Source organism: Bradyrhizobium sp. WYCCWR 12699 (assembly GCF_032144035.1).
Classification (GTDB): Bacteria; Pseudomonadota; Alphaproteobacteria; order Rhizobiales; family Xanthobacteraceae; genus Bradyrhizobium.
The window spans coordinates 25,812-51,341 of sequence record NZ_JAVTJN010000007.1 but is presented as its reverse complement, the minus strand read 5'-3'; the positions used below and the strand labels follow the sequence as shown (position 1 = coordinate 51,341).

General features: G+C 65.7%; 23 protein-coding genes. 14 read left to right on the top strand and 9 right to left on the bottom strand.

Annotated elements, in window-relative coordinates; translation table 11 throughout:
• Window positions 1–80: 80 nt before the first annotated feature.
• Together secG and tpiA are read right to left on the bottom strand one after the other, a co-directional pair.
• Window positions 81–467, bottom strand: coding sequence for a preprotein translocase subunit SecG (secG, locus tag RPS27_RS07760; RefSeq protein ID WP_211416868.1), 387 nt, complete (start codon window positions 465–467; stop codon window positions 81–83).
• 139 nt (window positions 468–606) lie between these two features.
• On the bottom strand, window positions 607–1,362 hold the full coding sequence (gene tpiA, locus RPS27_RS07755) for a triose-phosphate isomerase (protein WP_211416867.1): 756 nt from the start codon (window positions 1,360–1,362) through the stop codon (window positions 607–609).
• 223 nt (window positions 1,363–1,585) lie between these two features.
• Between tpiA and RPS27_RS07750 the strand changes: the two genes are divergently transcribed.
• Genes RPS27_RS07750 through moaC form a run of 4 tightly spaced genes read left to right on the top strand, consistent with a single transcriptional unit; the run spans window position 1,586 to window position 5,861 of the window.
• On the top strand, window positions 1,586–3,487 hold the full coding sequence (locus tag RPS27_RS07750; protein ID WP_212069123.1) for a peptidylprolyl isomerase: 1,902 nt from the start codon (window positions 1,586–1,588) through the stop codon (window positions 3,485–3,487).
• Between the two features lie 14 nt (window positions 3,488–3,501).
• Window positions 3,502–4,515: an anthranilate phosphoribosyltransferase gene (trpD, locus tag RPS27_RS07745; protein ID WP_194407929.1), complete on the top strand. Its 1,014-nt coding sequence runs from the start codon at window positions 3,502–3,504 to the stop codon at window positions 4,513–4,515.
• Between the two features lie 7 nt (window positions 4,516–4,522).
• A complete protein-coding gene (trpC, locus tag RPS27_RS07740) occupies window positions 4,523–5,344 on the top strand; it encodes an indole-3-glycerol phosphate synthase TrpC (RefSeq protein ID WP_212069124.1) in 822 nt (273 codons plus the stop codon).
• A gap of 1 nt (window position 5,345) precedes the next feature.
• The gene (gene moaC / locus RPS27_RS07735) at window positions 5,346–5,861 is read left to right on the top strand and encodes a cyclic pyranopterin monophosphate synthase MoaC (protein WP_212069126.1); all 516 of its coding nucleotides are present in this window, start codon (window positions 5,346–5,348) and stop codon (window positions 5,859–5,861) included.
• A gap of 14 nt (window positions 5,862–5,875) precedes the next feature.
• Here moaC and RPS27_RS07730 read toward each other — a convergent pair whose 3' ends face one another.
• Window positions 5,876–6,469 (bottom strand): CGNR zinc finger domain-containing protein, encoded by a 594-nt coding sequence (locus tag RPS27_RS07730; RefSeq protein WP_212069128.1) that lies wholly within the window; start codon window positions 6,467–6,469, stop codon window positions 5,876–5,878.
• 141 nt (window positions 6,470–6,610) lie between these two features.
• Between RPS27_RS07730 and RPS27_RS07725 the strand changes: the two genes are divergently transcribed.
• Together RPS27_RS07725 and RPS27_RS07720 are read left to right on the top strand one after the other, a co-directional pair.
• Complete coding sequence (locus RPS27_RS07725; RefSeq protein WP_212069130.1) at window positions 6,611–8,026, top strand: amidase; 1,416 nt, start codon at window positions 6,611–6,613, stop codon at window positions 8,024–8,026.
• Complete coding sequence (locus RPS27_RS07720; protein ID WP_212069132.1) at window positions 8,023–9,270, top strand: MFS transporter; 1,248 nt, start codon at window positions 8,023–8,025, stop codon at window positions 9,268–9,270. The genes RPS27_RS07725 and RPS27_RS07720 overlap by 4 nt, the downstream gene beginning before the upstream one ends.
• On the opposite strand, the gene RPS27_RS07715 is transcribed toward RPS27_RS07720, so the two are convergent.
• A complete protein-coding gene (locus RPS27_RS07715; RefSeq protein ID WP_194407923.1) occupies window positions 9,259–9,423 on the bottom strand; it encodes a Flp family type IVb pilin in 165 nt (54 codons plus the stop codon). The genes RPS27_RS07720 and RPS27_RS07715 overlap by 12 nt on opposite strands.
• A gap of 316 nt (window positions 9,424–9,739) precedes the next feature.
• On the opposite strand from RPS27_RS07715, the gene RPS27_RS07710 reads away from it, so the two are divergent.
• Together RPS27_RS07710 and RPS27_RS07705 are read left to right on the top strand one after the other, a co-directional pair.
• The gene (locus RPS27_RS07710) at window positions 9,740–12,460 is read left to right on the top strand and encodes an EAL domain-containing protein (RefSeq protein ID WP_212069134.1); all 2,721 of its coding nucleotides are present in this window, start codon (window positions 9,740–9,742) and stop codon (window positions 12,458–12,460) included.
• A gap of 307 nt (window positions 12,461–12,767) precedes the next feature.
• Window positions 12,768–13,523, top strand: coding sequence for an SDR family oxidoreductase (locus tag RPS27_RS07705; protein ID WP_212069135.1), 756 nt, complete (start codon window positions 12,768–12,770; stop codon window positions 13,521–13,523).
• A 75-nt stretch (window positions 13,524–13,598) separates the two neighbouring features.
• Here the strand turns inward: RPS27_RS07705 and RPS27_RS07700 are convergent, their stop codons facing one another.
• The gene (locus RPS27_RS07700; protein WP_211416857.1) at window positions 13,599–14,936 is read right to left on the bottom strand and encodes a S41 family peptidase; all 1,338 of its coding nucleotides are present in this window, start codon (window positions 14,934–14,936) and stop codon (window positions 13,599–13,601) included.
• A 361-nt stretch (window positions 14,937–15,297) separates the two neighbouring features.
• On the opposite strand from RPS27_RS07700, the gene RPS27_RS07695 reads away from it, so the two are divergent.
• The 6 genes from RPS27_RS07695 to RPS27_RS07670 all read left to right on the top strand — a co-directional run bounded on the left by RPS27_RS07695 (window position 15,298) and on the right by RPS27_RS07670 (window position 20,706).
• A complete protein-coding gene (locus tag RPS27_RS07695) occupies window positions 15,298–16,431 on the top strand; it encodes an alpha-hydroxy acid oxidase (protein WP_194407919.1) in 1,134 nt (377 codons plus the stop codon).
• Window positions 16,432–16,440: 9 nt separating this feature from the next.
• Complete coding sequence (locus RPS27_RS07690) at window positions 16,441–17,070, top strand: HAD family hydrolase (protein WP_212069136.1); 630 nt, start codon at window positions 16,441–16,443, stop codon at window positions 17,068–17,070.
• Window positions 17,071–17,240: 170 nt separating this feature from the next.
• Complete coding sequence (locus RPS27_RS07685) at window positions 17,241–17,447, top strand: hypothetical protein (protein WP_194407917.1); 207 nt, start codon at window positions 17,241–17,243, stop codon at window positions 17,445–17,447.
• A gap of 201 nt (window positions 17,448–17,648) precedes the next feature.
• Window positions 17,649–18,860, top strand: coding sequence for a gephyrin-like molybdotransferase Glp (gene glp / locus RPS27_RS07680; RefSeq protein WP_212069137.1), 1,212 nt, complete (start codon window positions 17,649–17,651; stop codon window positions 18,858–18,860).
• Between the two features lie 175 nt (window positions 18,861–19,035).
• Window positions 19,036–19,737: a transcriptional repressor LexA gene (lexA, locus tag RPS27_RS07675; RefSeq protein WP_194407915.1), complete on the top strand. Its 702-nt coding sequence runs from the start codon at window positions 19,036–19,038 to the stop codon at window positions 19,735–19,737.
• Between the two features lie 534 nt (window positions 19,738–20,271).
• The gene (locus RPS27_RS07670; protein ID WP_313753952.1) at window positions 20,272–20,706 is read left to right on the top strand and encodes a hypothetical protein; all 435 of its coding nucleotides are present in this window, start codon (window positions 20,272–20,274) and stop codon (window positions 20,704–20,706) included.
• Between the two features lie 7 nt (window positions 20,707–20,713).
• Here the strand turns inward: RPS27_RS07670 and RPS27_RS07665 are convergent, their stop codons facing one another.
• The 4 genes from RPS27_RS07665 to RPS27_RS07650 all read right to left on the bottom strand — a co-directional run bounded on the left by RPS27_RS07665 (window position 20,714) and on the right by RPS27_RS07650 (window position 25,483).
• Window positions 20,714–22,993 (bottom strand): ComEC/Rec2 family competence protein, encoded by a 2,280-nt coding sequence (locus RPS27_RS07665; protein WP_313753951.1) that lies wholly within the window; start codon window positions 22,991–22,993, stop codon window positions 20,714–20,716.
• A 96-nt stretch (window positions 22,994–23,089) separates the two neighbouring features.
• Window positions 23,090–23,323 carry a DUF2171 domain-containing protein gene (locus tag RPS27_RS07660; RefSeq protein ID WP_194407912.1) on the bottom strand — a complete coding sequence of 78 codons (234 nt, stop codon included), beginning with the start codon at window positions 23,321–23,323 and terminating at the stop codon, window positions 23,090–23,092.
• Window positions 23,324–23,409: 86 nt separating this feature from the next.
• Window positions 23,410–23,796, bottom strand: a complete 387-nt coding sequence (locus tag RPS27_RS07655; RefSeq protein ID WP_194407911.1) for a nuclear transport factor 2 family protein — start codon at window positions 23,794–23,796, stop codon at window positions 23,410–23,412.
• A 10-nt stretch (window positions 23,797–23,806) separates the two neighbouring features.
• Window positions 23,807–25,483 carry a glutamine--tRNA ligase/YqeY domain fusion protein gene (locus RPS27_RS07650; protein ID WP_212069140.1) on the bottom strand — a complete coding sequence of 559 codons (1,677 nt, stop codon included), beginning with the start codon at window positions 25,481–25,483 and terminating at the stop codon, window positions 23,807–23,809.
• Between the last annotated feature and the right edge of the window lie 47 nt (window positions 25,484–25,530).

Genomic DNA, 25,530 nt, shown 5'->3' with positions numbered 1-25,530 from the left:
AAAACTAAGAGTGGTGACAGTGCCTTGATGGGGATTGTTGATGCAGGACGGTAGCTATCGCCCTGCATGGCCCCCCTGCTTTATTGCGAACGCGGCACCTGCGGGCCGGTCGGAGCCGGCGCCTGCTGCTGCTCGTCGGCCTTCTTCAGCGAATCCAGGATGCCGCCCGAGGTCGGCGGCGCGATTGGCGAGCCGCCGGCCGGCTGGCCCTGCGACGCCGGCGTGCCGATGATCGACGACGGCGCGCGGCTGTAGCCGGCGTGCCAGGACAGGAACATGCTGGTGAGGAAGAAGCCCGCGGCGAGGACCGCGGTGGTCCGCGTCAACAGGTTCGCGGTGCCCCGGCTCGACATGAAGCCCGCGCCGCCGCCCATGCCGAGGCCGCCGCCTTCCGACTTCTGGAGCAGGACGGCGCCGATCATGACGGCGACGATCATGAGGTGAATGACGATGACAACGGTCTGCATAGTGCCCTTCCGTCACAAGCGGGCGGCGCCTGACGGCGGCCGATCGCGCTTCGCGGGTTTTCCTGAAGTTGCGCGGTGTTACACGATCGGAGGGGGTATTGCCACCCCCGATCGGCTCCGAACCAACGGTTTGAATGAGTTAGGGGCAGCCCTTGGCAATCGCAAGGAAATCGGCCGCCTTCAGGCTGGCGCCGCCAACCAGCGCCCCGTTGACGTTCTTCACGGCCATCAATTCGGCCGCGTTCGAAGGCTTGACCGAGCCGCCGTAGAGGATGCGCATCCGGCTACCCTCGGCCTTGAACCTGGCGGTCAGGAATTCCCGGATAAACCCATGAATCTGCTCGACATCCTGGGACGTGGGGGTCAGGCCGGTGCCGATCGCCCAGACCGGCTCATAGGCCACGATGAGATTCGCGGCGGTCGAGCCATCGGGAAGCGAGCCGGCGAGCTGCCCGCGCAGAATGTCCAGGGTCTGGCCGGCGTCGCGCTGGCCCTGCGTCTCGCCGATGCAGACGATCGCGGTCGCCCCGGCGCGCCAGGCCGCTTCCGCCTTCTGGCGGATCAGGCCATCGCCCTCGCCGTGGTCGGCGCGGCGCTCGGAATGGCCGACAATGATGGCGCCGGCCCCGGCATCCACCAGCATTTCGGCGGAGATATCGCCGGTATGGGCTCCGGAGGCCTTGGGATGGCAATCCTGGGCCCCGACCGCGACCGTCTTGCCACGCGCCTTCTCGGCAAAGGCTGCGATCAGGGTCACCGGGGGGCAGACCAACAGATCGGCTTTTGCGGCCACATCTGCCGCGCCGGTGAGCATGGCGTCGAACTCGGCAGCCTGGGCCTTCAGGCCGTTCATTTTCCAATTGCCGGCGATCAGGGGGCGGATGGCGTCGGTCATGTCAACTTCCAGCAAAATGAGGTTTGCGCATGCGCTAGCAGAGCTGCCGCGGCAGTTCCAGAGACCAGAGGCCTTTAACCGCAGTCTCCAGCGGTCACTGGGCCTGAGGTTGCGGGGGGAAAGCCGCCACTTTATGATGATTGATCAATTTGGTGACGCGCTTTTGCGGAATCTGCATTAAGACGCGCTCCCGTTCCCCTCCTGCTCAGACAAGTTGGACCAAATGCTTCGAGGAATGCGCAAGGCCTCATCAAACTGGCTCGGCAAGACCATTATGGCCGTGGTGATGGGCGTGTTGATCATCAGTTTCGGCATTTGGGGCATCGCCGACATCTTCAAGGGCTTCGGGCAGTCCACGGTGGCCAAGATCGGCCGCACCGAGATTTCGCTGAACGAGTTCCGCCAGATCTATACCGACCGCCTGCAGCAGATCAGCCGCCAGTTCGGCCGTCCGCTGACGCCGGATCAGGCCCGCGCCTTCGGCCTCGACCGCCAGGTGCTGCAGCAGACCATCGCGGAAGCAGCCCTCGACGAGGAGGCGCGCCGGCTCGGGCTTGGTCAGTCCGATGACCAGATCCGCCAGGTCATCATGAACGACCCCAACTTCAAGGGCGTCGGCGGCAATTTCGATGCGAACCGCTTCCAGGCCATGATCCGCAATTTCGGCTATACCGAGCAGCGCTACGTCGCCGAGCAGCGCAAGGTGTCGCTGCGCCGGCAGATCACCGGCACGATCGGGGCCGGCCTCGAGCCGCCGAAGGCTATGATCGACGCGCTGACGCGCTTCCAGAACGAGCAGCGCGCCATTGAATTCGTCAGGCTCGATGCCGCCCAGGCAGGCCAGATCGACGCGCCCTCGCCCGAGGCGCTCGCGGCCTATTTCGAGGATCACAAGGTCCAGTTCCGCGCGCCCGAATATCGCAAGATCTCCTTCGTGGTGCTGTCGCCGGAAGAAATCGGAAAATGGAGCGAAGTCTCGGACGAGGACGCCAAGAAGGTGTTCGAGCAGCGCAAGGACCGGCTCGGCACGCCGGAGAAGCGCCAGATCCAGCAGATCGTCTTCCCCAACGCAGCTGAAGCGCAGGCCGCCCGGGAGCGCCTTGTGGGCGGCATGTCGTTCGAGGACCTCGGCAAGGAGCGCGGACTGAGCGCCTCAGACGTCGATCTTGGCCTCGTCACCAAATCCTCGCTGGATGCTGTGGTCGGCGAAGCCGCCTTCGCGCTTCCCGCCGGCGAGATCAGCCAGCCGATCCAGGGCGCGCTCGGCACGTCCATCGTCAAGGTCGACAAGATCGAGCCGGGTGCCGAGGCCGACTATGCGAAGCTTGCCGGCGACATCAAGCGCGAGATCGCCACCGAGCGCGCGCGCGTCAAGGTCAACGATCTCCGCGACAAGATGGAAGACGAGCGTGGCGGCGGGGCCAGCGTGATCGACGCAGCGCAGAAGCTCGGCCTCACCGCCGTGACCATCGATGCCGTCGACCGCTCCGGCCGCGCCCCGAACGGCCAGCAGGTCGCCAACATCCCGCAGGGCCTCGACGTGGTGTCGCAGGCCTTCAACACCGATGTCGGCGTCGACAACGACTCGATCTCGTTCAAGGGCGGCTATGTCTGGTACGACGTGCTCGCCATCACGCCCTCCCGCGACCGCAATCTCGACGAGGTCCGCGACCAGGTCGAGGCGCGCTGGCGCCAGGACCAGATCGCGACCAAGCTCAAGGCCAAGGCGACCGAGATGGTGCAGAAGCTCGAAGCGGGCGGCAAGCTCGCCGATGAAGCCTCCGCCATCGGCGCCAAGGTCGAGACCGCGACCGGCTTCAAGCGCGACGATACGCCCGCCAGCGTGCCTGCAGCGGTCGTCGCCGCTGCCTTCCGCGCCGCCAAGGATGGCGTCGGACAGACGCCGGTGACCGGCGGCACCGAGGTCATCGTCTTCCGCGTCACCGACATCGTCGATCCCGCGGTCGACGTTGCCTCCGACGCGGTCAAGAAGCTGAAGGAGAGCCTCGACCGCGCCCAGACCGAGGAGCAGGTCGCCTCCTACGTCAACAAGCTTGAAACCGACATCGGGACCACCATTAATCAGGCCGCCTTCGCGCAGGTGACCGGCGCGAACCAGCAGTAAGTTGAAAGCACGCGATGGACGACCTGAAATCGATCATTGGAAAAGTGGCGACCGGCGCCAGCCTGTCGCGTGACGAGGCCGCCTCCGCCTTCGACGCCATGATGAGTGGCGAGGCCACGCCCTCGCAGATGGGCGGCCTGTTGATGGCGCTCAGGGTGCGCGGCGAAACCGTGGACGAGATCACCGGCGCGGTATCGGCGATGCGCTCCAAGATGCTGACCGTGACGGCACCGCCCGATGCCGTCGACATCGTCGGCACCGGCGGCGACGGCTCCGGCTCCGTCAACGTCTCGACCTGCGCCTCCTTCATCGTGTCAGGGGCCGGCGTGCCCGTGGCCAAGCACGGCAACCGCGCCCTGTCGTCGCGCTCGGGCGCCGCCGACGTGCTGGCTTCGCTCGGCGTCAAGATCGACCTCAGGCCCGATCAGGTCGGCCGCTGCGTGCGCGAATGCGGCATCGGCTTCATGTTCGCTCCCGCCCACCATCCCGCCATGAAGAACGTCGGCCCGACCCGGGTCGAGCTTGCGACGCGCACGATCTTCAATCTGCTCGGCCCTCTCTCCAATCCGGCCGGCGTGAAGCGGCAGATGGTCGGCGTATTCTCCCGGCAATGGGTGCAGCCGCTGGCGCAGGTGCTGAAGAACCTCGGCTCCGAATCCGCCTGGGTGGTGCACGGCTCCGATGGTCTCGACGAGATCACCCTCACCGGACCGACTTTCGTGTCCACGCTGCACAATGGCGAGATCCGGAATTTCGAGGTGACGCCCGAGGACGCCGGCCTGCCGCGTTGCGACGCAGGCGCGCTGAGGGGCGGTGACGCCGATGCCAATGCGATCGCACTGCAAAGCGTGCTCGACGGCAAGCCGAGTGCCTACCGCGACGTCGCCCTGATGAACGCCGCGGCCGCGTTGATCGTCGCCGGCCGCGCCAAGGACCTCAAGGAAGGCGTCGCGATCGGCATGAAGTCGATCGACAGCGGCGCAGCCAACGCGAAGCTGAAGCACCTGATCGCGATCTCGAACGGCTGAGCCTGACATGTCGGACATCCTGACCAAGATCGAAGCCTACAAGCGCGAGGAGATCGCAGCCGCCAAGCGCGCGCAGCCGCTCGCGGCGGTCGAGGCGCAGGCCAAGGCGCAAGGGGCCCCGCGCGGCTTCGTGCGCGCGATCAAGGCCAAGCACGCCCATGGCGACTACGCGCTGATCGCGGAGGTGAAGAAGGCTTCCCCGTCCAAGGGCCTGATCCGCGCGGATTTCGATCCGCCCGCCCTCGCGAAAGCCTATGAGGTCGGCGGCGCGGCCTGTTTGTCGGTGCTGACGGACACGCCCTCGTTCCAGGGCCATCTCGACTTCATGGTGGCGGCGCGCGCGGCAACGTCGCTGCCGGTGCTGCGCAAGGATTTCATGTTCGACACCTACCAGGTGGTCGAGGCCCGCGCGCACGGCGCCGATTGCATCCTGATCATCATGGCGGCGCTCGATGATGCTACCGCCCGGGATCTCGAAGACGCCGCGATGGCCTACGGCATGGACGTGCTGATCGAAATCCACGACCGCGCCGAGCTCGACCGGGCGCTGAAACTTCGTTCGCCGATGATCGGCGTCAACAACCGCAATCTCCGCACCTTCGAAACCACGCTCGCGACCAGCGAGGCCCTGGCGCCGCTGATTCCCGCGGACCGGCTAACGGTCGGCGAAAGCGGCATCTTCACGCCGGCTGATCTCGCCCGGCTCGAGCGCGTGGGCATGTCGACCTTCCTGGTCGGCGAGAGCCTGATGCGGCAGGCCGACGTGACCGCGGCGACGCGCACGCTGCTCGCGCGCGAAGGCGCAACGCGCGCCACGGGTACGCGCTGACATGGCGCGCAAAAATATGGCGCGCAAGCCGTCCAAGAAGGCCGTCCCTGCCCTCACCCATATCGGCGCCTCCGGCGAGGCGCGCATGGTCGACGTGTCGGACAAGCCGGCGACCGAGCGGCTCGCGGTCGCGGAAGGCCGCGTCATCATGACCAAGGCGACGCTCGATCTCATCGTGTCAGGCAACGCCAAGAAGGGCGACGTGCTGGGCACAGCCCGCATCGCCGGCATCATGGCCGCCAAACGCACCTCGGAGCTGATCCCGCTCTGCCATCCGCTGGCGCTGTCGAAGGTCATCGTCGACATCGAGCCCGATGCAAAGCTGCCGGGCTGTGTGGTACGCGCCAGCGTCAAAGTGACGGGACCGACCGGCGTCGAGATGGAGGCCCTCACCGCGGTGTCCGTCGCCTGCCTCACCATCTACGACATGATCAAGGCGGTCGAGCGCCGCGTGCGTATCGAAGGCATTCACCTCGTCGAGAAGCTCGGCGGCAAATCCGGCCACTATCGCGCCTGATCGCGCGGTCCGGTCTATTTCGCCTCGCGCTGCCGCTCGCGATAGGCGCGCGTCTTCATCCGGTTGCCGCACAGCGTCGACATGCACCAGCGCCGCGTCGACGGTTTCGACCGGTCGAAGAACACCCGCCGGCATTCCTCCGACGCGCACATCTTCAGCCGGTCCAGCGTTCCCACGAGCGTTGCATCATGAAGCTCGATCGCGATGGCCGACAGGCCGGCGAGCGCATCCTCGCGCGCAGCCGACAGCGTTGCGCCGCGGCCTGCGCGCGCCTCCACCTGCAACGGAAACGGCGCGAGCGCGTCATTGAGCGCGCCGAGAACGCTTCTGTTCCGGAGCCGCTCGCTCGGCTCACATTGCAGATAGGCACGCAAAGCGCCCCGCAGCTTTAGCGCAAGCTCGAACATCGCGGGCGTGACGCGACCGCCCTCGGCGCCGAGGCCGCGTTCCCGCATCCAGTCCGCCAGCTCCTTCGGCCCGCCAAGCTCATCGCTCTCCGGATGTTCAACGCCGAAATGCGTGAAGTGACGAACATCGAGCGTGTTGGCGAAGTCGTAGACGTTCGCGAGCTCGTCTGGAACCTGGAATTTGCGTGACTCTTTCGACATCGGAACACCCGGAAATGGAACACCAGTAAAACAGATTTACCGGTTGACGGCAAGCGACACCAGTATAATGATTATGATGGTGTTTACAGAGTCGCCTGGGGATCGTGTCCCTCTGCGATCTCATCACTGGAGAACCGCGCCGTGACCGACGCCCTGCACTACCTCGAACTCACTGCGCTCGCCGCACGGCTCAAGGCGCGCGAAATCTCTGCGCTGGAGGTGACGCGCGCACAACTCGACCGCATCGACGCCATCGACCGCGACCTCGGCAGTTACGTCCACGTGATGGCGGAAACGGCCGTCACGGAAGCGAAAGCCGCGGACGCCGAGATCGCGCAGGGCCGGTATCGGGGCCCGCTGCATGGCGTGCCGATTGCTCTCAAGGACCTGCTCTGGACCAAGGGCACTCCGACGGCCGCGGGCACCACGCTTCATCGCAACTTCCGTCCAGATGAAGACGCAACCGTCGTGCGCCGGCTGAAGGACGCCGGCGCCGTGATCCTCGGCAAGGTGCAACTCACCGAAGGCGCCTATGCCGACCACCATCCGCGGGTGAAGCCGCCGAAGAATCCCTGGAATGCAAGTTACTGGCCGGGTATCTCGTCGAGCGGCTCCGCCGTCGCCACAGCCGCCGGGCTTTGCTACGGCTCGCTCGGCTCCGACACCGGCGGCTCGATCCGCTGGCCCTGCGCCGCCAACGGCTTGACCGGACTGAAGCCGAGCTGGGGTCGCGTCAGCCGCCACGGCGCGTTCGAGCTCGCCGCAACGCTCGACCATATCGGACCGATCGGCCGCAGCGCGGCCGACGCCGGCGCGCTGCTCGGCGCCATCGCCGGACAGGATCCGAACGACCCGACGTCGCTGTTCGATCCAGTGCCCGACTATCTGGCTGCGGCTGCACGGGACGTGCGGGGATTGCGGATCGGCGTCGATGCCGCCTGGAACAGCGACGACGTCGACGTCACGACACAGCATGTGTTGGCGGACGCTATCGATGCTTTCCGCACGCTTGGCGCCGACATCGTCGATGTCCGATTTCCCGACGTCGTGCAGGCCATCGCCGATTGGACGCCGAATTGTGCGGTGGAAGCTGCGGTCGCGCACGAGGCGACCTATCCTGCCCACCGGGACGAGTATGGTCCGATCCTCGCCTCCGTGATCGAGGCGGGGCGCGCGCTCTCTGCCCTCGACTATCAGAAGATCCTGCTGCGCCGGCTGGCGTTTCGCGGCCGGGTGACCGCGCTGTTCGAGATCATCGACCTCCTGCTGACCCCGGTGCAGCCATTCCCGCCACTGACGCTCGCCATGATTCAGACGCTCGGCGAGCAGCCGGACCTGATCGCAAAGCTGCAGCGCTACACCTGCCCGTTCGACATGACCGGCCATCCCACGATCACGCTGCCAGGTGGTGCGTCGGCGGACGGACTGCCGATCGCGTTCCAGCTGGTCGCCGCCCGTCTCGACGAAGCCATGCTCGTGCGTGCCGGCGCCGCGTTCCAGCGGGCGACGTCCTGGCACCGCCGCCGTCCTTCCCTCATTTCGCGGAGGCCGCAATGACCATTCAATCCACGATCACCCGGCAAGGCATTTTCCATGGCTGGTTCGTCGTCGCAGCAGCCTTTACCGTCACGTTCGTTGGTTTCGGCTCCGCCTACACATTCAGCGCGTTTCTGGAGCCGCTCCAGCGCGATTTCGGCGCCTCGCGCGGTTCGATCTCGCTGGTGTTTTCGATTGCGGGCTTCCTGTACTTCGCGCTCGGACTCGTCAGCGGGCCCCTCGCCGACCGGCTCGGTTCGCGTTCGCTGGCCGTCGCCGGCATGATCCTGGTCGCGGTCGGACTTGCGGCCGCGAGCGCTGCACGCTCCCTCGTCGAGGTCTATCTCGCCTATGGGCTCGGCATCGGCCTCGGCGTCGGCTGCGCCTATGTTCCCGCCATCGGCGCGGTACAACGCTGGTTCGTCAGGCGCCGCGGCTTTGCCTCCGGGCTCGCGGTGAGCGGCATCGGGATCGGCACGCTTGCGATGCCGCCGCTCGCCTCATTGCTGATCGCATCGATGGGCTGGCGCGGCGCCTATATAGTGCTGGGCGCGATCGTGCTGGTGCTGGGTGGCGGGATGTCCCTGCTCATAGAGAACGATCCGAAGGACCGTGGCCTCGGACCCGATGGCGATCCGCCCCGCGATGCCGCGGCTGCAAACAACGCCGGCGGCGCATCGGTGCGCGAGGCCGTCCGGTCGACGCGATTCGCCGGCCTCTATGTGTCGTGCCTGGTTTGCTCGTTCGGCGCCTTCATCCCGTTCGTCCATCTCGTGCCTTACGCACGCGACCACGGGGTCGCGGCGTCCTCCGCGGTGTTGCTGCTCGGCGTAATCGGCGCCGGCAGCACCGCGGGCCGCTTCTTTCTCGGCGCGCTGGCCGACCGGATGGGCCGGGACCGCTCGCTGATCATGGTCCTGATCGGAATGGCGTTCGCGATGGTGATCTGGGCGATTGCCGCTGACGTCTGGACCCTCGCCGCCTTTGCCTTCGTCTATGGCGCGTTCTACGGCGGATGGGTCGCGGTGCTGCCCTCTGTGGTCATGGACTATTTCGGCGGACGCAACGTCAGTGGAATCATCGGCATCCTCTACACCAGCGTGGCGTTCGGCACGCTTGTCGGTCCGAGTGCGGCCGGTTTCGCCTACGACGTCAACCACAGCTACGTGTTGCCGATCCTGGTCAGCGCCGCCGCCAACGTCATCGCGGCGCTGGTCGTGGCGGCGATACTGGCGCGCAATGGCCCTCCGCGATCAGCGCAATGAAGCGCTGATGGCGGTGAACTTGGCGTTGAGCTTGGTGCCCAGGCCATTCACGACGGTGATGATCGCAAGCGCGATGCCGGCGGCGATCAGCCCGTATTCGATCGCGGTCGCACCACGCTCGTCGGCAATGAAGCTCTTCACAATGTTCGTCATGATCGCGTCCCTCTCTGTTGTCGGTGGCTGACGTGTTCGCAAATCACGTGCCAATACGCTTTCGAGCCCCGCCAACACGTTAGATGGTTAAGCCTTGGTTGATCGCGGCGCGGCCGGCAGGAAATGACCGGCATTGCGGATGCGGGCGGCAATTCCTGCCCGGTCCTGGCGCCCAGCGCATCGATTGCTTTTATGCGCGGCCGTTCACATCGCATTAACCGCGCTTCCTAACTTCGCCTCCATACCGTTCCCGTAAACCCACGGATGCTTTCGGGACCAAGAATTGACCCCGACGTGTGCACGGCAATGACCCAGCATGATGACGAGATTCGGCAGTCGCCTCTTTGACCAGGCCTTCGTGCGCAGCGGACCGATCCGCTGGCTGGTGGTGGGCGGCACGCTGCTGATCGCGGCCATCGCCGTAGGCTCCGTCCTGATGGCGCAGAATTTCCGCGAGCGGGCGCTGCGCAATGCGGGCCGCGAGCTGGAAAATACCGTGCTGCTGCTCGCCCATCATTTCGATCAGCAATTGCAGGATTTTGCGGTCATCCAGCGAGACTTCGTCGATCACGCGCGTACGATCGGCATTGCCAGCGTTGCAGACTTCCGCACGCGCCTCTCTGGTCAGGGCGTCCACCAGATGCTGCGTTCGAAGATCGATGCACTGCCCTATATCGGCGGCGTCAACATCATCGATGCCGACGGCAATCTGATCAATTCGTCGACGGCGTGGCCGGTCCCAAAGGTCAACATGGCCGACCGCGCCTATTTTCGCACTTTCAAGTACGACCCCAATTCGCCTGAAGTCCTGATCGAGCCGCTGCACAGCCGCATCTCGGGTGCCTGGACCGTCCTGATCGTGCGCAAGATCGTCGGGCCCAACGGCGAGTTCCTGGGTGTCGTCGGCCGCGGCATCGAGCCCGCCAACTTCGAGAAGTTCTTCGCCACCGTCGCGCTCGGCGAAAGCGCGACGATCTCGATGCTGCATCGGGACGGCACGCTGCTCGCCCGTTATCCGCACTCGGGCGAATTGATGGGACGAAACTTCAAGACGGGTTCGTTCGAACAGCAGAGGGTTTTCGGCCTCGATCACTTCGCCGGCCGTTTCACCAGCCCGATCGACGGCGAAGACCGGCTGATCTCCTCGCGCGCACTGCCCCATTTCCCGATCCTGATGATGGCGACCACGACGCGTGCGGCGGCCCTGAGCGACTGGCGCGAGCAGATCGGCATGCTGATCTCGGTCGCCGCCGCCTCCGCGCTCGCCATCGCAGGCGTGCTGATCGCGGTCGTGCGCAAGCTGCTGGAGCAGCACCGCGCCTCGCGCGAGCGGCTGACGCTGGAGAAGCAGCGGCTCGACCGCGCCGTCAACAACATGACGCAGGGTCTCTTGCTGTTCGACGCCGAGCGGCGGCTGGTGGTCTGCAACCAGCGCTACATCGAAATGTACGGATTGTCGGCCGAGATCGTGAAGCCCGGCTGCAGTTTCCACGACATCATCGCCCATCGCAAGGCAACCGGCTCCTTCACAGGCGACGTCGACCGCTATGTCGTTCGCGTGCTGAAGGGCATCCACGCACGCAACTCCATGGTGGTCGACACCTCCGATGGCCGCTCGATCCACATCCTCAACGAGCCGCTCGCGGACGGCGGCTGGGTGGCGACCCATGAGGACATCACCGAGCGCCGCCGCATCGAGGAGCGCATCACCCATCTCGCCCATTACGACGCGCTGACCGATCTGCCCAACCGCACCATGTTCCACGAGCATCTGCGCGAGGAGCTCGCCGCCCTCGGCAACGGCGAAGAGATCGCGGTGCATTACATCGACATCGACGAGTTCAAGGGCGTCAACGACGCGCTCGGCCACCTCGTCGGCGACGAGCTGTTGAAATCGGTTGCCACGAGCCTGCGTCGCTGTGCGGGTCCGGCGGATTTCGTCGCGCGGCTCGGCGGCGATGAATTCGCCATCGTCCAGAGCGCAGTGACGTCGCGTGATCAGGTCGATGAGCTGGTCGCGCGGGTGTTCGCGGCCATCCGCGCGCCGTTCGACTGCATGGGGCATCATCTCACCACCGACGCCAGCATCGGCATCGCACTCGCGCCGGAGCACGGCACGGCGCTCGACCAGATCCTCAAGAACGCGGACATGGCGATGTACGCCGCCAAGTCCGCCGGACGCCGTACCTATCGCTTCTTCGAGCCGGAGATGGATGCCAAGGTGCGCGAGCGCCGCCAGCTCGAGAGCGACCTTCGCCATGCCATCGCCGAAGGGGGTCTCGAAGTCTACTACCAGCCCTGCCTCAGCCTGAAGGATGATCGCATCACCGGCTGCGAGGCCCTGGTGCGCTGGCGCCATCCCGAGCGCGGCATGGTCTCGCCGGCGGAGTTCATCCCGATCGCCGAAGACACCGGCCTGATCAACGAGATCGGCGAATGGGTGCTGGCGACCGCCTGCCGGGACGCTGCGAACTGGCCCGACGATATCCGCCTCGCGGTCAACGTCTCACCGGTGCAATTCAAGAGCGGCACGCTGGCGCTGAAGATCATGGCGGCGCTCGCTGCTTCGAACCTGCCGGCAAGCCGGCTGGAGCTCGAGATCACCGAGGCGGTGCTGATCCGCGACGACGATGCCGCGCTCACGATCCTGCACCAGCTCCGTGCCATAGGCGTGCGCATCGCGCTCGACGATTTCGGCACCGGCTACTCCTCGCTGAGCTATCTGCACCGCTTCCCGTTCGACAAGATCAAGATCGACCGCTGCTTCGTCGATGACATCGCCGGCCCCGACGGCTCCGCCAGCATCGTCCAGGCCGTCGTCAATCTGGCGGCGGCGCGCCGCATGACCACCACGGCAGAGGGCGTCGAGACCGAGGAGCAGCAGCGCCTGCTGCGTGCGCTCGGCTGCTCGGAAATGCAGGGCTATCTGTTCAGCGCCGCCAAGCCCGCCGACAAGGTGCTGGAGCTGTTCGCGCTGCATCGCAGCCGGCTTGCCCGGCGCGAAGGCAACGGCGGCCGCCGCCGCGAGGCGGGTTAGAATTCGTCCGTCCCGTCAGGCTTGACGATGACGACCGGCCAAAGTATCTCCCGACATGCAGCTGCCGAGACGGCGCTGCCGTAGGCGTTACCGTCATCCAACGCGTCCTTTGTCGAGAGGATCCCAGCAGGGAGTTCTCGATTCACGAGACGCCACGGTCATGCCATCACTTTTCCTGTCAGCGGATGTTCACCCGTTCGAGACCCTTAAGCCGGCGCACGCGCCGCGCTGCCGGCCGTCTTGCCGGATCGCTCGCCATGAGGATTTGCGGGATTGCCGTGGCCTTTCTCAATCGAAAGGCGACCCCATGAAGATGACTGGCAATACGATCCTTGTCACCGGCGGCACCAGCGGCATCGGCCGCGCGCTGGCCGAGGCTTTTCACGATCGCGGCAATCGCGTCATCGTCACCGGCCGGCGGCCGGCCCTGCTCGAGCAGATCGCGGCCGAGCGGCCTGGCGTGATCGGCCTGCCGCTCGACCTCGACGATCCCGCATCGCTGTCGCGCTTGTCGGCCGATATTCAGGCAGGCTCTCCCGGGCTCAACGTTCTGATCGCCAATGCCGGCATCTCGCGGCCGGAGGACCTTGCTGCGGAAGGCTGGGATGCCTCGGATGCGGAGGCCATCGTCGAGACCAACATTCTCGGCGTGCTGCGCGCGACGGCGGCGTTCCTGCCGATCCTGAAGAGGCAACCGGAGGCGACGATCATCGCAACCAGCTCGAACCTCGCCTTCGTGCCGCGAGCCGATTTCCCGACCTACTGCGCCAGCAAGGCATTCCTGCACTCCTGGCTGCAGTCGCTGCGGCACCAGCTCCGCAGGATTCCCGTCGAGGTGCTGGAGCTCGCGCCGCCTTATGTACAGACCGAGCTGACCGGGGCGCAGCAGGCCAGCGACGCGCGCGCCATGCCGCTGGCCGCTTACATCGCGGAGGTCATGCAATTGCTGGAGCTGCGGCTTCACCCGCGCGACGAGGTGCTGGTGGAGCGTGACCGCGCCCGCCGCTGGGCCGAGCGCGACGGCCGCTACGAGGCGACCTTTGCGGCCATGAATCCAAGCTGAGGCGACGTTCCAGACGAATTCGCCCGGAAGCGGCTATCCGCTTCCGGGCGATCCGTAGACTGGGAGTCGCAGAATTTAGTTCGGCACCGCGCCTTTCGAGGCAGGCTTGGCCGCAACCGCGTTCGCGGTGACGCCGTGCAGGAAGTCGTAAGCCGCATGCAAGGCCTTGTCGTCTTCCTCCTTGGGCGGGACGTAGGACTGCGACCCCGTCTGCTCGCCACCCTCACCCGCCGACAGATGCCCGCGCATCTGGGACTCCGCCATGGTGTCCATGCGGCCCTTCAGCTCCGGCGGCACGTCCTGCAGGATCTCGATGTCGGGGGCGATGCCCTGGGCCTGGATCGAGCGGCCCGACGGCGTGTAATAGCGCGCCGTGGTCAGCGCCAGCGCGCCATTGCCGGCGCCGAGCGGAATGATCGTCTGCACTGAACCCTTGCCGAACGAGCGCGTGCCGATGATCGTCGCGCGCTTGTGGTCGTGCAGCGCGCCGGCGACGATCTCCGAGGCCGAGGCCGAGCCGCCATTGACGAGCACCACCAGCGGCTTGCCCTTGGTGAGATCGCCGCCATGCGCGGTGAAGCGCTGGGTCTCCTCCGGGCTGCGGCCGCGGGTCGAAACGACCTCGCCGCGCTGCAGGAACGCGCTCGACACCGACACGGCCTGGTCGAGCAGACCGCCCGGATTGTTGCGCAGGTCCACCACGTAGCCGACGAGCTTCTCCTGCGCGACGTCCTTGGTGATCGAGGCGATCGCCTTCTTCAGGCCGTCGGTGGTCTGCTCGTTGAACGAGGTGATGCGGACATAGCCGATGTCGCCGTTCTCGACATGGAAGCGCACCGGGCGCACATGAATGATCTCGCGCTTGATCGCGACGTCGAGCGGAGCGTCGGCGCCCTTGCGCACGATGGTGAGCTTGGTCTGGGTATCGACCGGGCCCTTCATCTTGTTGACCGCCTGCTCGAGCGTCATGCCCTGCACGGCCTCGCCGTCGATCTTGCTGATGAGGTCGCCGGACATCAGGCCGGCCTTCGAGGCGGGGGTATCGTCGATCGGCGAGACGACCTTGACGAGGCCGTCCTCCATCGTGACCTCGATGCCGAGGCCGCCGAACTCACCGGAGGTGGTCTCCTGCATCTCGGTCCAGGCCTTCGCGTTCATGTAGCGCGAATGCGGATCGAGCGAGGTCACCATGCCGGTGATCGCGCCTTCGACCAGCTTGGCATTGTCGGGCTTCTCGACATAGCTCGCCTTCACGCGCTCGAACACTTCGCCGAACAGGTTGAGCTGGGAATAGGCATCATTCGCGTTAGCTGCCGCCCGCGCCGCCCATACGCCGCCGTGCGGGCTGGCTACCAGAAGGGTGAGACACGCTCCGGTGAGCGTGCCCAGAGGGAACAGCAGGGATTTCCGCATGGATGGGCTGGCCTTTTCGCTGGGCGGTTCGCTTTAAGCTTGTCTCTCGAGACTTGTCTTTCAACACTCGTCCTTCAAGACTTGTCTTTCGGGACTTGGAAGGCGCCATGCAATTGGCGATCCAGTCTGCTTCTCACAATACCATTCTGGTTTCTTCAAGGCCGGGATGCCGCGCCGACGGGTGCACCGCAGAAATCGCTTCGCCCGGACCTAAACTTTTGGCAACGTTGCAGGACTGGCCGGCCCGCAAGGGGAATCATCGGCCGGTCCACGCCCTGCTGCTATGCGATTTTAGGATAGTTTTGGAGGCCTGGACGGGTTAGGCGATGACATAAGGCTTCAAATTCTCGGGAGGATAACAATGAACGAAGCACCCCGCATCCGGCCAGAACGGAACGTCGAGCTCGGCGCCAGCAACGAGCCGTTCCAGAATCTGCACGAATTCATCCGGAAAGCGCGGGCCAACCTCAACCAGAACGCCTGGGACTACATCGTCGGCGCCGCCGAGACCGAAACCACGATGCGCCGCAACCGCATGGCGCTGGACGAGATCGCCTTCCGCCCGCGCGTGCTGCGCGACGTCCGCAAGGTCGACGGCGCGGTTCAGCAATTTGGCCGCAAGATGCGCCTTCCGGTGGTGCTGGCGCCCGTCGGCGCGCTCGAAATCTTCGATCCGGACGGCGCGGCGAGCGTCGCGCGCGGTGCCGGCACCTTCGGTGCGGCGCACATGCTGAGCTCGGTGTCCGAGCCGGGCCTGGAGAAGACCGCCGAGATGGCCCCCGATGCACTCCGGCTCTACCAGCTCTATGTCCGCGGCGACGATTCCTTCGTCGCGGATGTCGTCAGCCGAAGCGAGAAGAACGGCTATGCCGCCTTCTGCCTGACCGTCGACACCGCCCATTACAGCCGTCGCGAACGTGACATCGCCAAGCGCTACGTTCGCGAGAGTCGCCTGCGCGCCACCGGCGGCGATTTCCAGAAGGGCCTGGAGTGGCGGACCGTGAAGATGATCAAGGACAAGTTCAAGATCCCGCTGATCCTGAAGGGCATCGCCACCGCCGAGGACGCGCTGATCGCGGTCGATCACGGCGTCGAATGGATCTACGTCTCCAATCACGGCGGCCGCCAGCTCGACCATGGCCGCGGTGCCATGCATGTGCTGCCCGAAATCGTCGAGGCCGTGAAGGGCCGCGCCAAGATCATGGTCGACGGCGGCATCTGTCGCGGCACCGACATCGTCAAGGCGATCGCGGCAGGGGCAGATCTCGTCGGCATCGGCCGGCTGCAATGCTGGGCGCTGGCGGCAGCCGGCGAAGCCGGCATCACGCGGATGCTGGAGCTGCTCGAGGACGAGGTGCTGCGCTGCCTCGGCCTGCTCGGCGCCACGTCGTTTGCCGAGGTCGACAAATCCTGCCTGCATCCGGCGACCGCCACCAACGCGCCGAGCGTGTTCAGCGCGTTTCCGCTGTTCGACCACGAACCTTATCGGTACTGAGTAAGAGGATTGCAGGTGACATCGCTCTCTCCCGGCAGCGCGGATGCGCTTCTGTTCGATCTCGGGCGCGTGGTGCTCGACATCGACTTCTCCAAGGCGATCGCTTGCTGGGCGGGACATGCCGGCTGCCATCCCGAAAGCATCGTCGCGCGCTATGTGCGCGACGAGGCCTACCGGCTGCACGAGATGGGCAAGATCAGCGACGAGGATTATTTCGCCTCGCTACGCGCTTCGCTGGGGATCGGCATTTCGGATGCCCAGTTCCTGGAGGGCTGGAACGCGATCTTCGCCGGCGAGATGCCTGATATCGCCGAGTTGTTGCCGCGGGCGGCGAAACAGATGCCGCTCTACGCCTTCTCCAACACCAACCGGCCGCATGTCGATTATTTCTCGAAGGAATATGCCGATCTGCTCGGCCATTTCCGCGAGCTGTACCTGTCATCGAGCATCGGCCTGCGCAAACCGGATGCGGAGGCTTTCGACCATGTCGTCGCCGCGATCGGCGTTCCCGCCGAGCGCATCGTGTTCTTCGACGACCTCGCTGAGAACATCGAAGGCGCGCGAGCCCGCGGCCTGACGGCCGTGCATGTGACCTCGCCGCGCGACGTCGGGAAGGCCTTGAAAGCATTGGGCATCTGACGCCAGCCGCGGGTGCCACCCGGCCTCCCGGCAGCGACATCTTCCGGAACTAAATCTGCTGGAATTTTGGAACCTGATCACTTTGTGCATTTTTATACAGAGTTCCGGGAACGGAATACCGCCCTTCGGACTCTTGAGTCCGTTGGGACTTCTACATCGGACTGATCGACGTGCTGGGCAAAACCTATCTCACCAAGCAAGCCTCTCTCCTGCTTGAATTCGCAAGAAACACCTCGGATTCTGACCTTTCCGCCAAGCTGATCAGCAAGGCCGCCGACCTGAAATCGCAGGCCGATCCGCTCCCCGACAAGGATCAAGGGCCCAAAGCGCCCGACGTCGCATTTGAGATCAGTCCGGACGATCCGGCGGCACGGTGACCGTATCGGTGTTGGCGCTCGTGATTCTCGTCCTTCACGGCGCGCTGTCTCGGCTTCCAGATCATGCCCTGACGAACTTGCACTCCTCCACCACGGAGATCACGCAGGATAGATCATCCCGCGCGCTGCTTTGCCTCGCGCCTGCGGTCGGCTAGAACTCTCGCCGCCCCATTGAACGATGTGCGAGCAGGAGTTTTGCCCGTGGCCCTGATGCCGGTTTCCGACGCCCTTGCCGCGGTGCTGGCAGGTGCAGAGCCGCTGCCTGAACAGATGGTTGCACTCGACGAGGCCTATCACCGCGTGCTGGCACATGATGTCGCGGCGCGGCGCACGCAGCCGCCGCAAGCCATGTCGGCGATGGACGGCTATGCGGTGCGCGCGGCCGACGCGGCAGCGATCGATTCCCGGCTGACGGTGATTGGCGAGGTCGCCGCCGGCCGTCCTTTCGCGAGAGCGGTCGGCGCCGGCGAAGCCGTGCGGATCTTCACCGGCGGCGTCGTTCCCGACGGTGCGGACGCGGTCGTGATCCAGGAGGACACCGTCGTGGACGGCAACAGCGTCACGATCAAGGAAGCCGCCATCATCGGACGGCACATCCGCCCGGCCGGCGTCGACTTCCGTGAGGGTGACGTCCTCCTCCGCAAGGGGACGCGTCTGACCGAACGTGACCTCGCGCTCGCTGCCGGAATGAACTACCCGCAGCTCGCCGTCTGCCGCCGTCCCAAGGTCGCGATCCTCGCCACCGGTGACGAACTGGTGATGCCGGGCTCAGCGCCAAGGCACGGCCAGATCGTCTATTCCAACGGCTACGCCCTGCACGCGCTCGCCCGCAGCGAGGGCGCCGACACCGTCGACCTCGGCGTCGCCGCCGACACGCTGGAGGCCACCACATCAGGCATCCGCCGCGCTCGCGAGAGCGGTGCCGATATCCTGATCACGACCGGCGGCGCGTCGGTCGGCGACCACGACCTGGTCCAGCAGGCACTCAGGGACGAAGGCATCGCGATGGCGTTCTGGAAGATCGCCATGCGGCCGGGCAAGCCGATGATGCACGGGCGGCTCGGCGCCATGCGCGTGATCGGCCTGCCCGGCAATCCCGTGTCGTCCTATGTGTGCGCCTTCCTGTTCATGGTGCCGCTGATTCGCGCCTTGTCAGGCCGCTCGGTGATTCATCATCGTCGCGAACGTGCCGTGCTCGCCTGCGATCTCGGTGCCAACGACCAGCGCGAGGATTACTTGCGCGCGCGCCTCGAGCTGCGCGACGACGGCACGCTGGTCGCGCTTCCCGTCAGCCATCAGGATTCCTCTCTGCTTGCGAATCTTGCTGCGGCACAGGTACTTCTCGTGCGCCCACCGTTCGCGCCGAAGGCCAAGGCCGGCAGCCCCTGCGAGGTGCTGCGGCTCCCCGTCTGAGTGCACGGCCACACGCATTCCGCGAACCGCGCTTCGTTCACGGTAAATTAAGCAGTTGCGGAACATGTATCGAACATATAGTGTCCGTTCATGATTTGTTTCGAGGATGTAGCTGCTTATCGCTGAACTCATCGTCTCGGAATCGAACGACATCAACCGGGGGACTTTGGTCGAGATGTTAACGCGCAAACAATACGAGCTTCTGCGGTTCATCAGCGAGCGTTTGAAGGAAAGCGGCGTGCCGCCCTCCTTCGACGAGATGAAGGATGCGCTCGACCTGCGCTCGAAGTCGGGCATCCACCGCCTGATCACCGCGCTCGAGGAGCGCGGCTTCATCCGCCGGCTGCCCAACCGCGCCCGCGCCATCGAAGTGATCAAGCTGCCGGAGCTCCAGGCTGCCGCCGGCGCCCGGCGCGGCTTCACGCCGAGCGTCATCGAGGGCAATCTCGGCAAGATCCGCGCGAGCTCCAGCCCGCCCGTGGACGAGGGCGAGCGGCCCGTTGCGGTGCCCGTGATGGGCCGGATCGCGGCCGGCACGCCGATCGAGGCGTTGCAGACCCGCAGCCACACCATCAGCGTGCCGCCCGACATGCTCGGCTCGGGCGAGCATTACGCTCTCGAGGTGCGCGGTGATTCCATGGTCGAGGCCGGTATCCTGGACGGCGACATGGCGCTGATCCAGCGCAACGAGAGCGCCGACACCGGCGACATCGTGGTGGCGCTGATCGACGACGAGGAGGCTACGCTCAAGCGCTTCCGCCGCCGCGGCGCGTCGATCGCGCTCGAGCCTGCCAATGCCGCCTATGAGGTGCGTATCCTGCCGCCGAACCGGGTGAAGATTCAGGGCAAGCTAATTGGGCTTTACCGGAAGTACTGAGTCCGGAAGGACTCAGTCCGAAAGTAGTTTTGGCGCCTGCGTGCCGCCTTCGATCGGCGTCGCCGATCTGAGATTGGAGCGGATGAATGTCCGCTCCGGCTGGATGATCATTCTGGTTCTGCACAGATTATCCGGCCCCTCCTCCACGGCCATCTTCGGCGGACCGCAGCGACATCGCGTCTGGGCGTTTCGGGTTCGGAAGACCAGATCGTTTGGGTGCAGCGGTAGCGGCATCGGGGCACGGGGCCGTTGCCGCGCCATCGCATTGCCATGTCCGCAACACCCAATTGCGCAGCGCCGCGATCGCGCCGGCAATGCGAAGTGTCGCTTTTGCAGTCGCTGACAGGCGCCCGGCGTAATGCACCTCAGCCAGCTTTGTTCCTGGCGAATTCGGGAAAGTTAAAGTGATCGCGGGGTGCGGATCCCAGCCGCAGATTTGCCTACAACCAAGCACAGCGTTGGTGTTTAAACTCTGACAGAGGCCTGTGCCTCCAAGAGAGGCGCGGGTCGCTATCTTCACATGAGGAGCACCCGATGTGTGACTATAGCCTGCATGCCGTCGCGACGCGCCCCGCAGAAGTCGGCGAGACGATCGTCACGACAACCTTCCGCGGCACCTCGACGCGCGGCTTCGCATCCGAAGCCGACCTCTCCGTTGCGGTCTGCCTGCTGCCGGGAACGGAGCTCGCCTTCGCAGACAACGTCCGTTACGACAACCGCTGGATCTGGACACGCACCGTCAACTCCCGCGTCGGCAAGTTCGGCAAGGTCGATCCGCACATTCCCGATCGCCATCACGACGCGATCGAATTCCCTGATGGCAAATACGTGCTGGTGACTCAGCTCGTCGAAGGCCAGCGCGCAACCGTGCTGCAATTGCCCGTGACCCAACCGGTCGGCGAGCGCGAGCACAAGCCTGGGATCATCGCCGATAGCCGTTCGCCCGTCACACCGCTGCCGCTGGGCTGACAGAGGCTCAGTCCTCTGCTTGAAGATCGGCCTCCGACGGGGTCGCATCCTTTGCGCGCGGAGCCGCCGCCCGCGGCATGAGGGCTCCTTCGAAATCTCCCTCGCCGGCGGCCGCCGGCGACCAGGGACGGTTCGTGCCCCTCGCCCTCACCGCCTGAACTGCAAATCCGTCGCCACGCCGTGTCAACGCCAGCGCGCCCTGGCGAACGAGCCGCTGCCGATCCACCACCATCGCCGCGCAATCGGGCGATGCGGGCCGTGACGTCACGACCAGTGCGGCACGGCTGCAATCGTCCGCGAGCGCGTCGATGCGCGAGGCGAACGCGACCAGGCGCCCGTCGGCAAGCGGCGTGACGCAGCCGGCCTCGTCGCACGACACCCCCTCGGCCAGCGCGCTGCTGCCGGCATCGCGCGGATCGGCGTCGGCCGCCAGCCACTCCTTCAGCATGAAATTGTCCTTGCCCGTCCTGATCAGGTGCAGGCGCCCGTCCCCGCCCCGCACCGCGACGCTCGCGCCGTCCCCGGCGATCAGGATATCGGGCTGCCGCGCCGACAGGCCCCACGCGATGGACGCCAGCAGCGCCACGGCACCGCACCAGCGCAAGGGCGTGCGCAACAGGCCCATCACGATGATGCCGAGGCTCGCGGCGATCAGCGGCGCGATCCCGAACGCCGGGATGCGGCCGACCGCGCCCGGCAAGGCCGCCACCCAGCGCGAGACCGCGACCATCCAGTCGATGCCGAGGCCCATCAGCCACCAGAAGACGCGATCGAGCCCGAAGGGCGCGGCCAGCAATCCCAACAGCCCCGCCGGCATCACCAGTGCCGAGACCACCGGCATCGCACCGAGATTGGCGAGCACGCCATAGGGCGTGACACGATGGAAGTGGAAGGCGGCATAGGGCGTGGTCGCAAGCCCCGCGATCAGCGAGGCCAGGAACAGCATCGCGATCTCGCGGCCGCCCCACAGCGCGACGCGCGCGGTGGCCGAATGATCGGGCGAGGCCAGCAGGTTCGGCATGCCGATCTGCACCAGCGCCACCAGCCCGAGCGTTGCCGCAAACGACATCTGGAAGCTCGGATGCACCAGCGCCTCCGGCGCGACCGCAAGCACGATCAGCGCCGCCACCGCCAGCGTGCGGAAGGTGATGGCGCGGCGATCGACCATCACCGCGATCAGCACCACCGCCGTCATGAAGAACGACCGTTGGGTTGCGACCTCGGCGCCCGAGAGCAGCAGATAGAACGCAGCCGCGACGAATGCTGCAGCCGCCGACCATTTCTTGATGGCGAAGCCGGCCGCCAGGCCCGGGATCAACGCCAGCAGCGCGCGCACCGCGAAGAAGACGACGCCGGCGACCACCGCCATGTGATAGCCGGAGATCGAGAGAACGTGTCCAAGCCCGGAGATGAACATCGCATCGTTGACAGGGGCGGAAATCGCATCGCGCCGCCCGGTGAGCAGTGCAGTTGCAATCGCGCGGTTGTCGCCCTCGAGCGTTGCGCGGATGCGGGCGTCGATCGCATCGCGCAGGCCCTGCATGAAGGCGGCATAGCGCAGCCGCAGGCCGCCGGCATCAGGCGGGATTGCAGCCGTAATTGCGCCCATCACGAAGCCGGAGGCGCCGATGCCCTGGAAGAACATGTCGCGTGAAAAGTCGTAGCTGCCGGGGCGGACCGGCGTGAGCGGCGGCATCAGCCGCGCCTTCAATTGAACGAAGCTGCCGACCTCGGGCGCGGTGCCCTTGCGCACGGAGAGGCGGACGCGGTCGAGCTTGACGTCGCTGCGCTGCGCCTCCATCGCGGTGACACGCAGCACGAAGCGATCGGTGCGCTCGCGGATGTCGCGCGTCTCGACGAAGCCCGACAGCGACACCGAATAGAGTGGTTTTGCGAGTACGGTGTGGGCAATGCGCGCGGTCTTCCAGGTCGCCACGGCAAAGCCCGCCGCGACCGCTGCGATCATGATCGCCGGCGCGAACAGCCGGCTCCGCCGCAACAGGGCCGCGCCGAGCAGCAGCGCGATCGCCGTCGCGGCGACAATCCACAGCACCGGCTCATGATCGGCGGCAAAATAGAGCGCGATGCCGCCGCCGAAGGCGACCGGCACCCATGGCAGCAGGCGCCCGGGGCCGGCCTCGGCCCGAGCCCATCCGCGGATTGTTTCGACGATCGCGGGCCAAATGCCGAAGCCCGCCGGAACGAAGCCGCCGGCGGGCGCAACGCGGCCGACCGGCCACGTCCCGGCAATACCTTGGGACCGTACTGGCCGGCCCGGCTCCGCCATCTTCCCTGCACCCTACGCGACGCGATTGCCGCCAAGGCTACCGGAACGTGCGGTCGGGCGAATAGCGGTACAGATCGGGAACGCGAGAGGACGTCTCTACTTTTCCTCTTCCATGGTCACGGCCACCGATGCCTTGGCCGACAGCCGCACCTTGTTGCCTTCGACATCGGCAACGAGGCCCTTGTCGATGAAATGATGATGGCCCTTGTGGCTGCCCTCACCGCTGTCCTTCTTGGTCAGCTTGATGCGGTTGCCTTCGACCTTGTCGACCGTGCCGATGTGAACGCCGTCGGCGCCGATGACTTCCATATGCTCTGCGATGTTCTGCATGGTGAGTTCCTTGTTGAACCCACCCAACGCACAGAAACGACGTTCGTTCTGGCCCTCGGGAATGACGATGCCGTGTACGATGGCCGTCAGATCAGCGGCGCCTGCGACGAGGCGTGGTGATTGACGATCTTCCAGTCGCCGTCCTCGCGGATGATGACCCAGCTCATCTTGACGACGAGATCATCCCGCTCGCCGGCGAGGTCGAACGAGATTGTCGCGGCCATGTTGATCAGATCGGGGCCGGCTTGCGCTGCGTTCACATCGGAGAACACGGCGCTTGGCCTCCGCCAGCGCGGCAGGCCGTTGAAATAGTCGGCGACGCCGGCCCTGCCCCGATAGAGTTTCGGGTTGGAGCCGAAGAAGAACGCGTTTCTCGAATACAGCGACGAGAGCGCGGCCGCATCGAGGCTGGCGAAGCCGGCGCACCATTTCGCGATGATGGCGGAAACGATGGCGTCGGCTTCACTGCTCATGCCTCAATCCTCATCCTTTCGCGACTTCCTTCGCGAACGTGTCGCGCAGCCCGATGGTGCGCGAGAATACCGGCTTTCCGGGCGTCGAGTCCTTGTCGCGGACGAAATAGCCCTGGCGCTCGAACTGCATCGGCTCGGTCGCATTGCTCTCTGCCACCGATGCCTCGATCCGCGCGTCGGGCAGGATCTCCAGCGAGTTCGGATTGAGATCGGCCGCGAAGTTCGAAGCGTCCGGGCTCGGATTGGCGAACAGCTGGTTGTAGATGCGGATTTCAGCCGGCACCGACGTTGCCGCGGGCAGCCAGTGCATCGTCGCCTTGACCTTGCGGCCGTCGGGCGCGTTGCCGCCCTTGGTCGCGGGGTCGTAGGTGCAGCGCAGCTCCACCACCTCGCCCTTGTCGTTCTTGATCACGCCGGTGCACTTGACGAAATAGGCGTAGCGCAGCCGCACCTCGTTGCCCGGCGACAGGCGGAAGAACTTCTTCGGCGGGTTCTCCATGAAGTCGTCCTGCTCGATATAGAGCTCGCGGCCGAACGTGATTTTCCGCGTGCCCGCGCTGGGATCATCGGGGTGATTGATCGCCTCGAGCTGCTCGGTCTGCCCTTCCGGATAGTTCTCGATCACCACTTTCAGTGGCCGCAGCACGCCCATGCGCCGCTGCGACGTGCGGTTCAGCTCCTCGCGGATGCAGAACTCCAGCATGCCGACATCGACGACGCTGTTGGCCTTGGCAACGCCGATGCGCTTGACGAATTCGCGAAGCGCGGCCGGCGGCACGCCGCGGCGGCGCATCCCCGCCATGGTCGGCATGCGCGGATCGTCCCAGCCCGCGACATGGCCGTCGCGGACGAGCTGGGTCAGCACGCGCTTGGACAGCAGCGTGTAGGTCAGGTTCAGCCGCGCGAACTCGTACTGGTGCGGCTTCGACGGCACCGGCAGCTTCTCGATGAACCAGTCGTAGAGCGGACGGTGGTCCTCGAACTCCAGCGTGCAGATCGAGTGCGTGATGCCTTCGATGGCGTCAGACTGACCGTGCGCGTAATCGTAGCTCGGATAGATGTGCCACTTGGTGCCGGTGCGTGGATGGTGCGCGTGCAGGATGCGGTACAGCACGGGATCGCGCAGATTGATGTTGCCCGCGGCCATGTCGATCTTGGCCCGCAGCACGCGCGCGCCGTTCGGGAATTCGCCCGCCTTCATGCGGCGGAACAGGTCGAGGTTCTCGTCCACGCTGCGGTCGCGGAACGGCGAGTTCTTGCCTGGCTCGGTCAGCGTGCCGCGAGAGACGCGGATCTCCTCCTGGGTCTGGTCGTCGACATAAGCGAGCCCGTCGCGAATCAGCTGCTCGGCCCATTCGTACAGGCGGTCGAAATAGTCCGAGGCGAAGAACAGGTTCTTGCCCCAGTCGAAGCCGAGCCAGCGCACGTCGGCCTGGATGGAATCGATATATTCCTGCTCTTCCTTGACCGGATTGGTGTCGTCGAAACGCAGATGGCAGCGGCCCGGAAACTCCTGGGCGATGCCGAAGTTGAGTGCGATCGACTTGGCGTGGCCGATATGCAGGTAGCCGTTCGGCTCCGGCGGGAACCGGGTCACGATCTCGCTGTACTTACCCTGATCGAGGTCGGCCTGGATGATGTCACGAATGAAATCGCGCCCAACCTCAGCTGCCACCGGTTCTGTCATTACGATAATCCTGTCGGGAAATCAGCGGTCCTTCTGCCAAATTCGGG

Excerpts from the sequence above, each read along its gene's own strand:
- secG (WP_211416868.1), bottom strand. The coding sequence starts at position 467 with ATGCAGACCGTTGTCATCGTCATTCACCTCATGATCGTCGCCGTCATG.
- tpiA (WP_211416867.1), bottom strand. The coding sequence starts at position 1,362 with ATGACCGACGCCATCCGCCCCCTGATCGCCGGCAATTGGAAAATGAAC.
- RPS27_RS07750 (WP_212069123.1), top strand. The coding sequence starts at position 1,586 with ATGCTTCGAGGAATGCGCAAGGCCTCATCAAACTGGCTCGGCAAGACC.
- trpD (WP_194407929.1), top strand. The coding sequence starts at position 3,502 with ATGGACGACCTGAAATCGATCATTGGAAAAGTGGCGACCGGCGCCAGC.
- trpC (WP_212069124.1), top strand. The coding sequence starts at position 4,523 with ATGTCGGACATCCTGACCAAGATCGAAGCCTACAAGCGCGAGGAGATC.
- moaC (WP_212069126.1), top strand. The coding sequence starts at position 5,346 with ATGGCGCGCAAAAATATGGCGCGCAAGCCGTCCAAGAAGGCCGTCCCT.
- RPS27_RS07730 (WP_212069128.1), bottom strand. The coding sequence starts at position 6,469 with ATGTCGAAAGAGTCACGCAAATTCCAGGTTCCAGACGAGCTCGCGAAC.
- RPS27_RS07720 (WP_212069132.1), top strand. The coding sequence starts at position 8,023 with ATGACCATTCAATCCACGATCACCCGGCAAGGCATTTTCCATGGCTGG.
- RPS27_RS07715 (WP_194407923.1), bottom strand. The coding sequence starts at position 9,423 with ATGACGAACATTGTGAAGAGCTTCATTGCCGACGAGCGTGGTGCGACC.
- RPS27_RS07710 (WP_212069134.1), top strand. The coding sequence starts at position 9,740 with ATGATGACGAGATTCGGCAGTCGCCTCTTTGACCAGGCCTTCGTGCGC.
- RPS27_RS07705 (WP_212069135.1), top strand. The coding sequence starts at position 12,768 with ATGAAGATGACTGGCAATACGATCCTTGTCACCGGCGGCACCAGCGGC.
- RPS27_RS07700 (WP_211416857.1), bottom strand. The coding sequence starts at position 14,936 with ATGCGGAAATCCCTGCTGTTCCCTCTGGGCACGCTCACCGGAGCGTGT.
- RPS27_RS07695 (WP_194407919.1), top strand. The coding sequence starts at position 15,298 with ATGAACGAAGCACCCCGCATCCGGCCAGAACGGAACGTCGAGCTCGGC.
- lexA (WP_194407915.1), top strand. The coding sequence starts at position 19,036 with ATGTTAACGCGCAAACAATACGAGCTTCTGCGGTTCATCAGCGAGCGT.
- RPS27_RS07670 (WP_313753952.1), top strand. The coding sequence starts at position 20,272 with ATGTGTGACTATAGCCTGCATGCCGTCGCGACGCGCCCCGCAGAAGTC.
- RPS27_RS07665 (WP_313753951.1), bottom strand. The coding sequence starts at position 22,993 with ATGGCGGAGCCGGGCCGGCCAGTACGGTCCCAAGGTATTGCCGGGACG.
- RPS27_RS07660 (WP_194407912.1), bottom strand. The coding sequence starts at position 23,323 with ATGCAGAACATCGCAGAGCATATGGAAGTCATCGGCGCCGACGGCGTT.
- RPS27_RS07655 (WP_194407911.1), bottom strand. The coding sequence starts at position 23,796 with ATGAGCAGTGAAGCCGACGCCATCGTTTCCGCCATCATCGCGAAATGG.
- RPS27_RS07650 (WP_212069140.1), bottom strand. The coding sequence starts at position 25,483 with ATGACAGAACCGGTGGCAGCTGAGGTTGGGCGCGATTTCATTCGTGAC.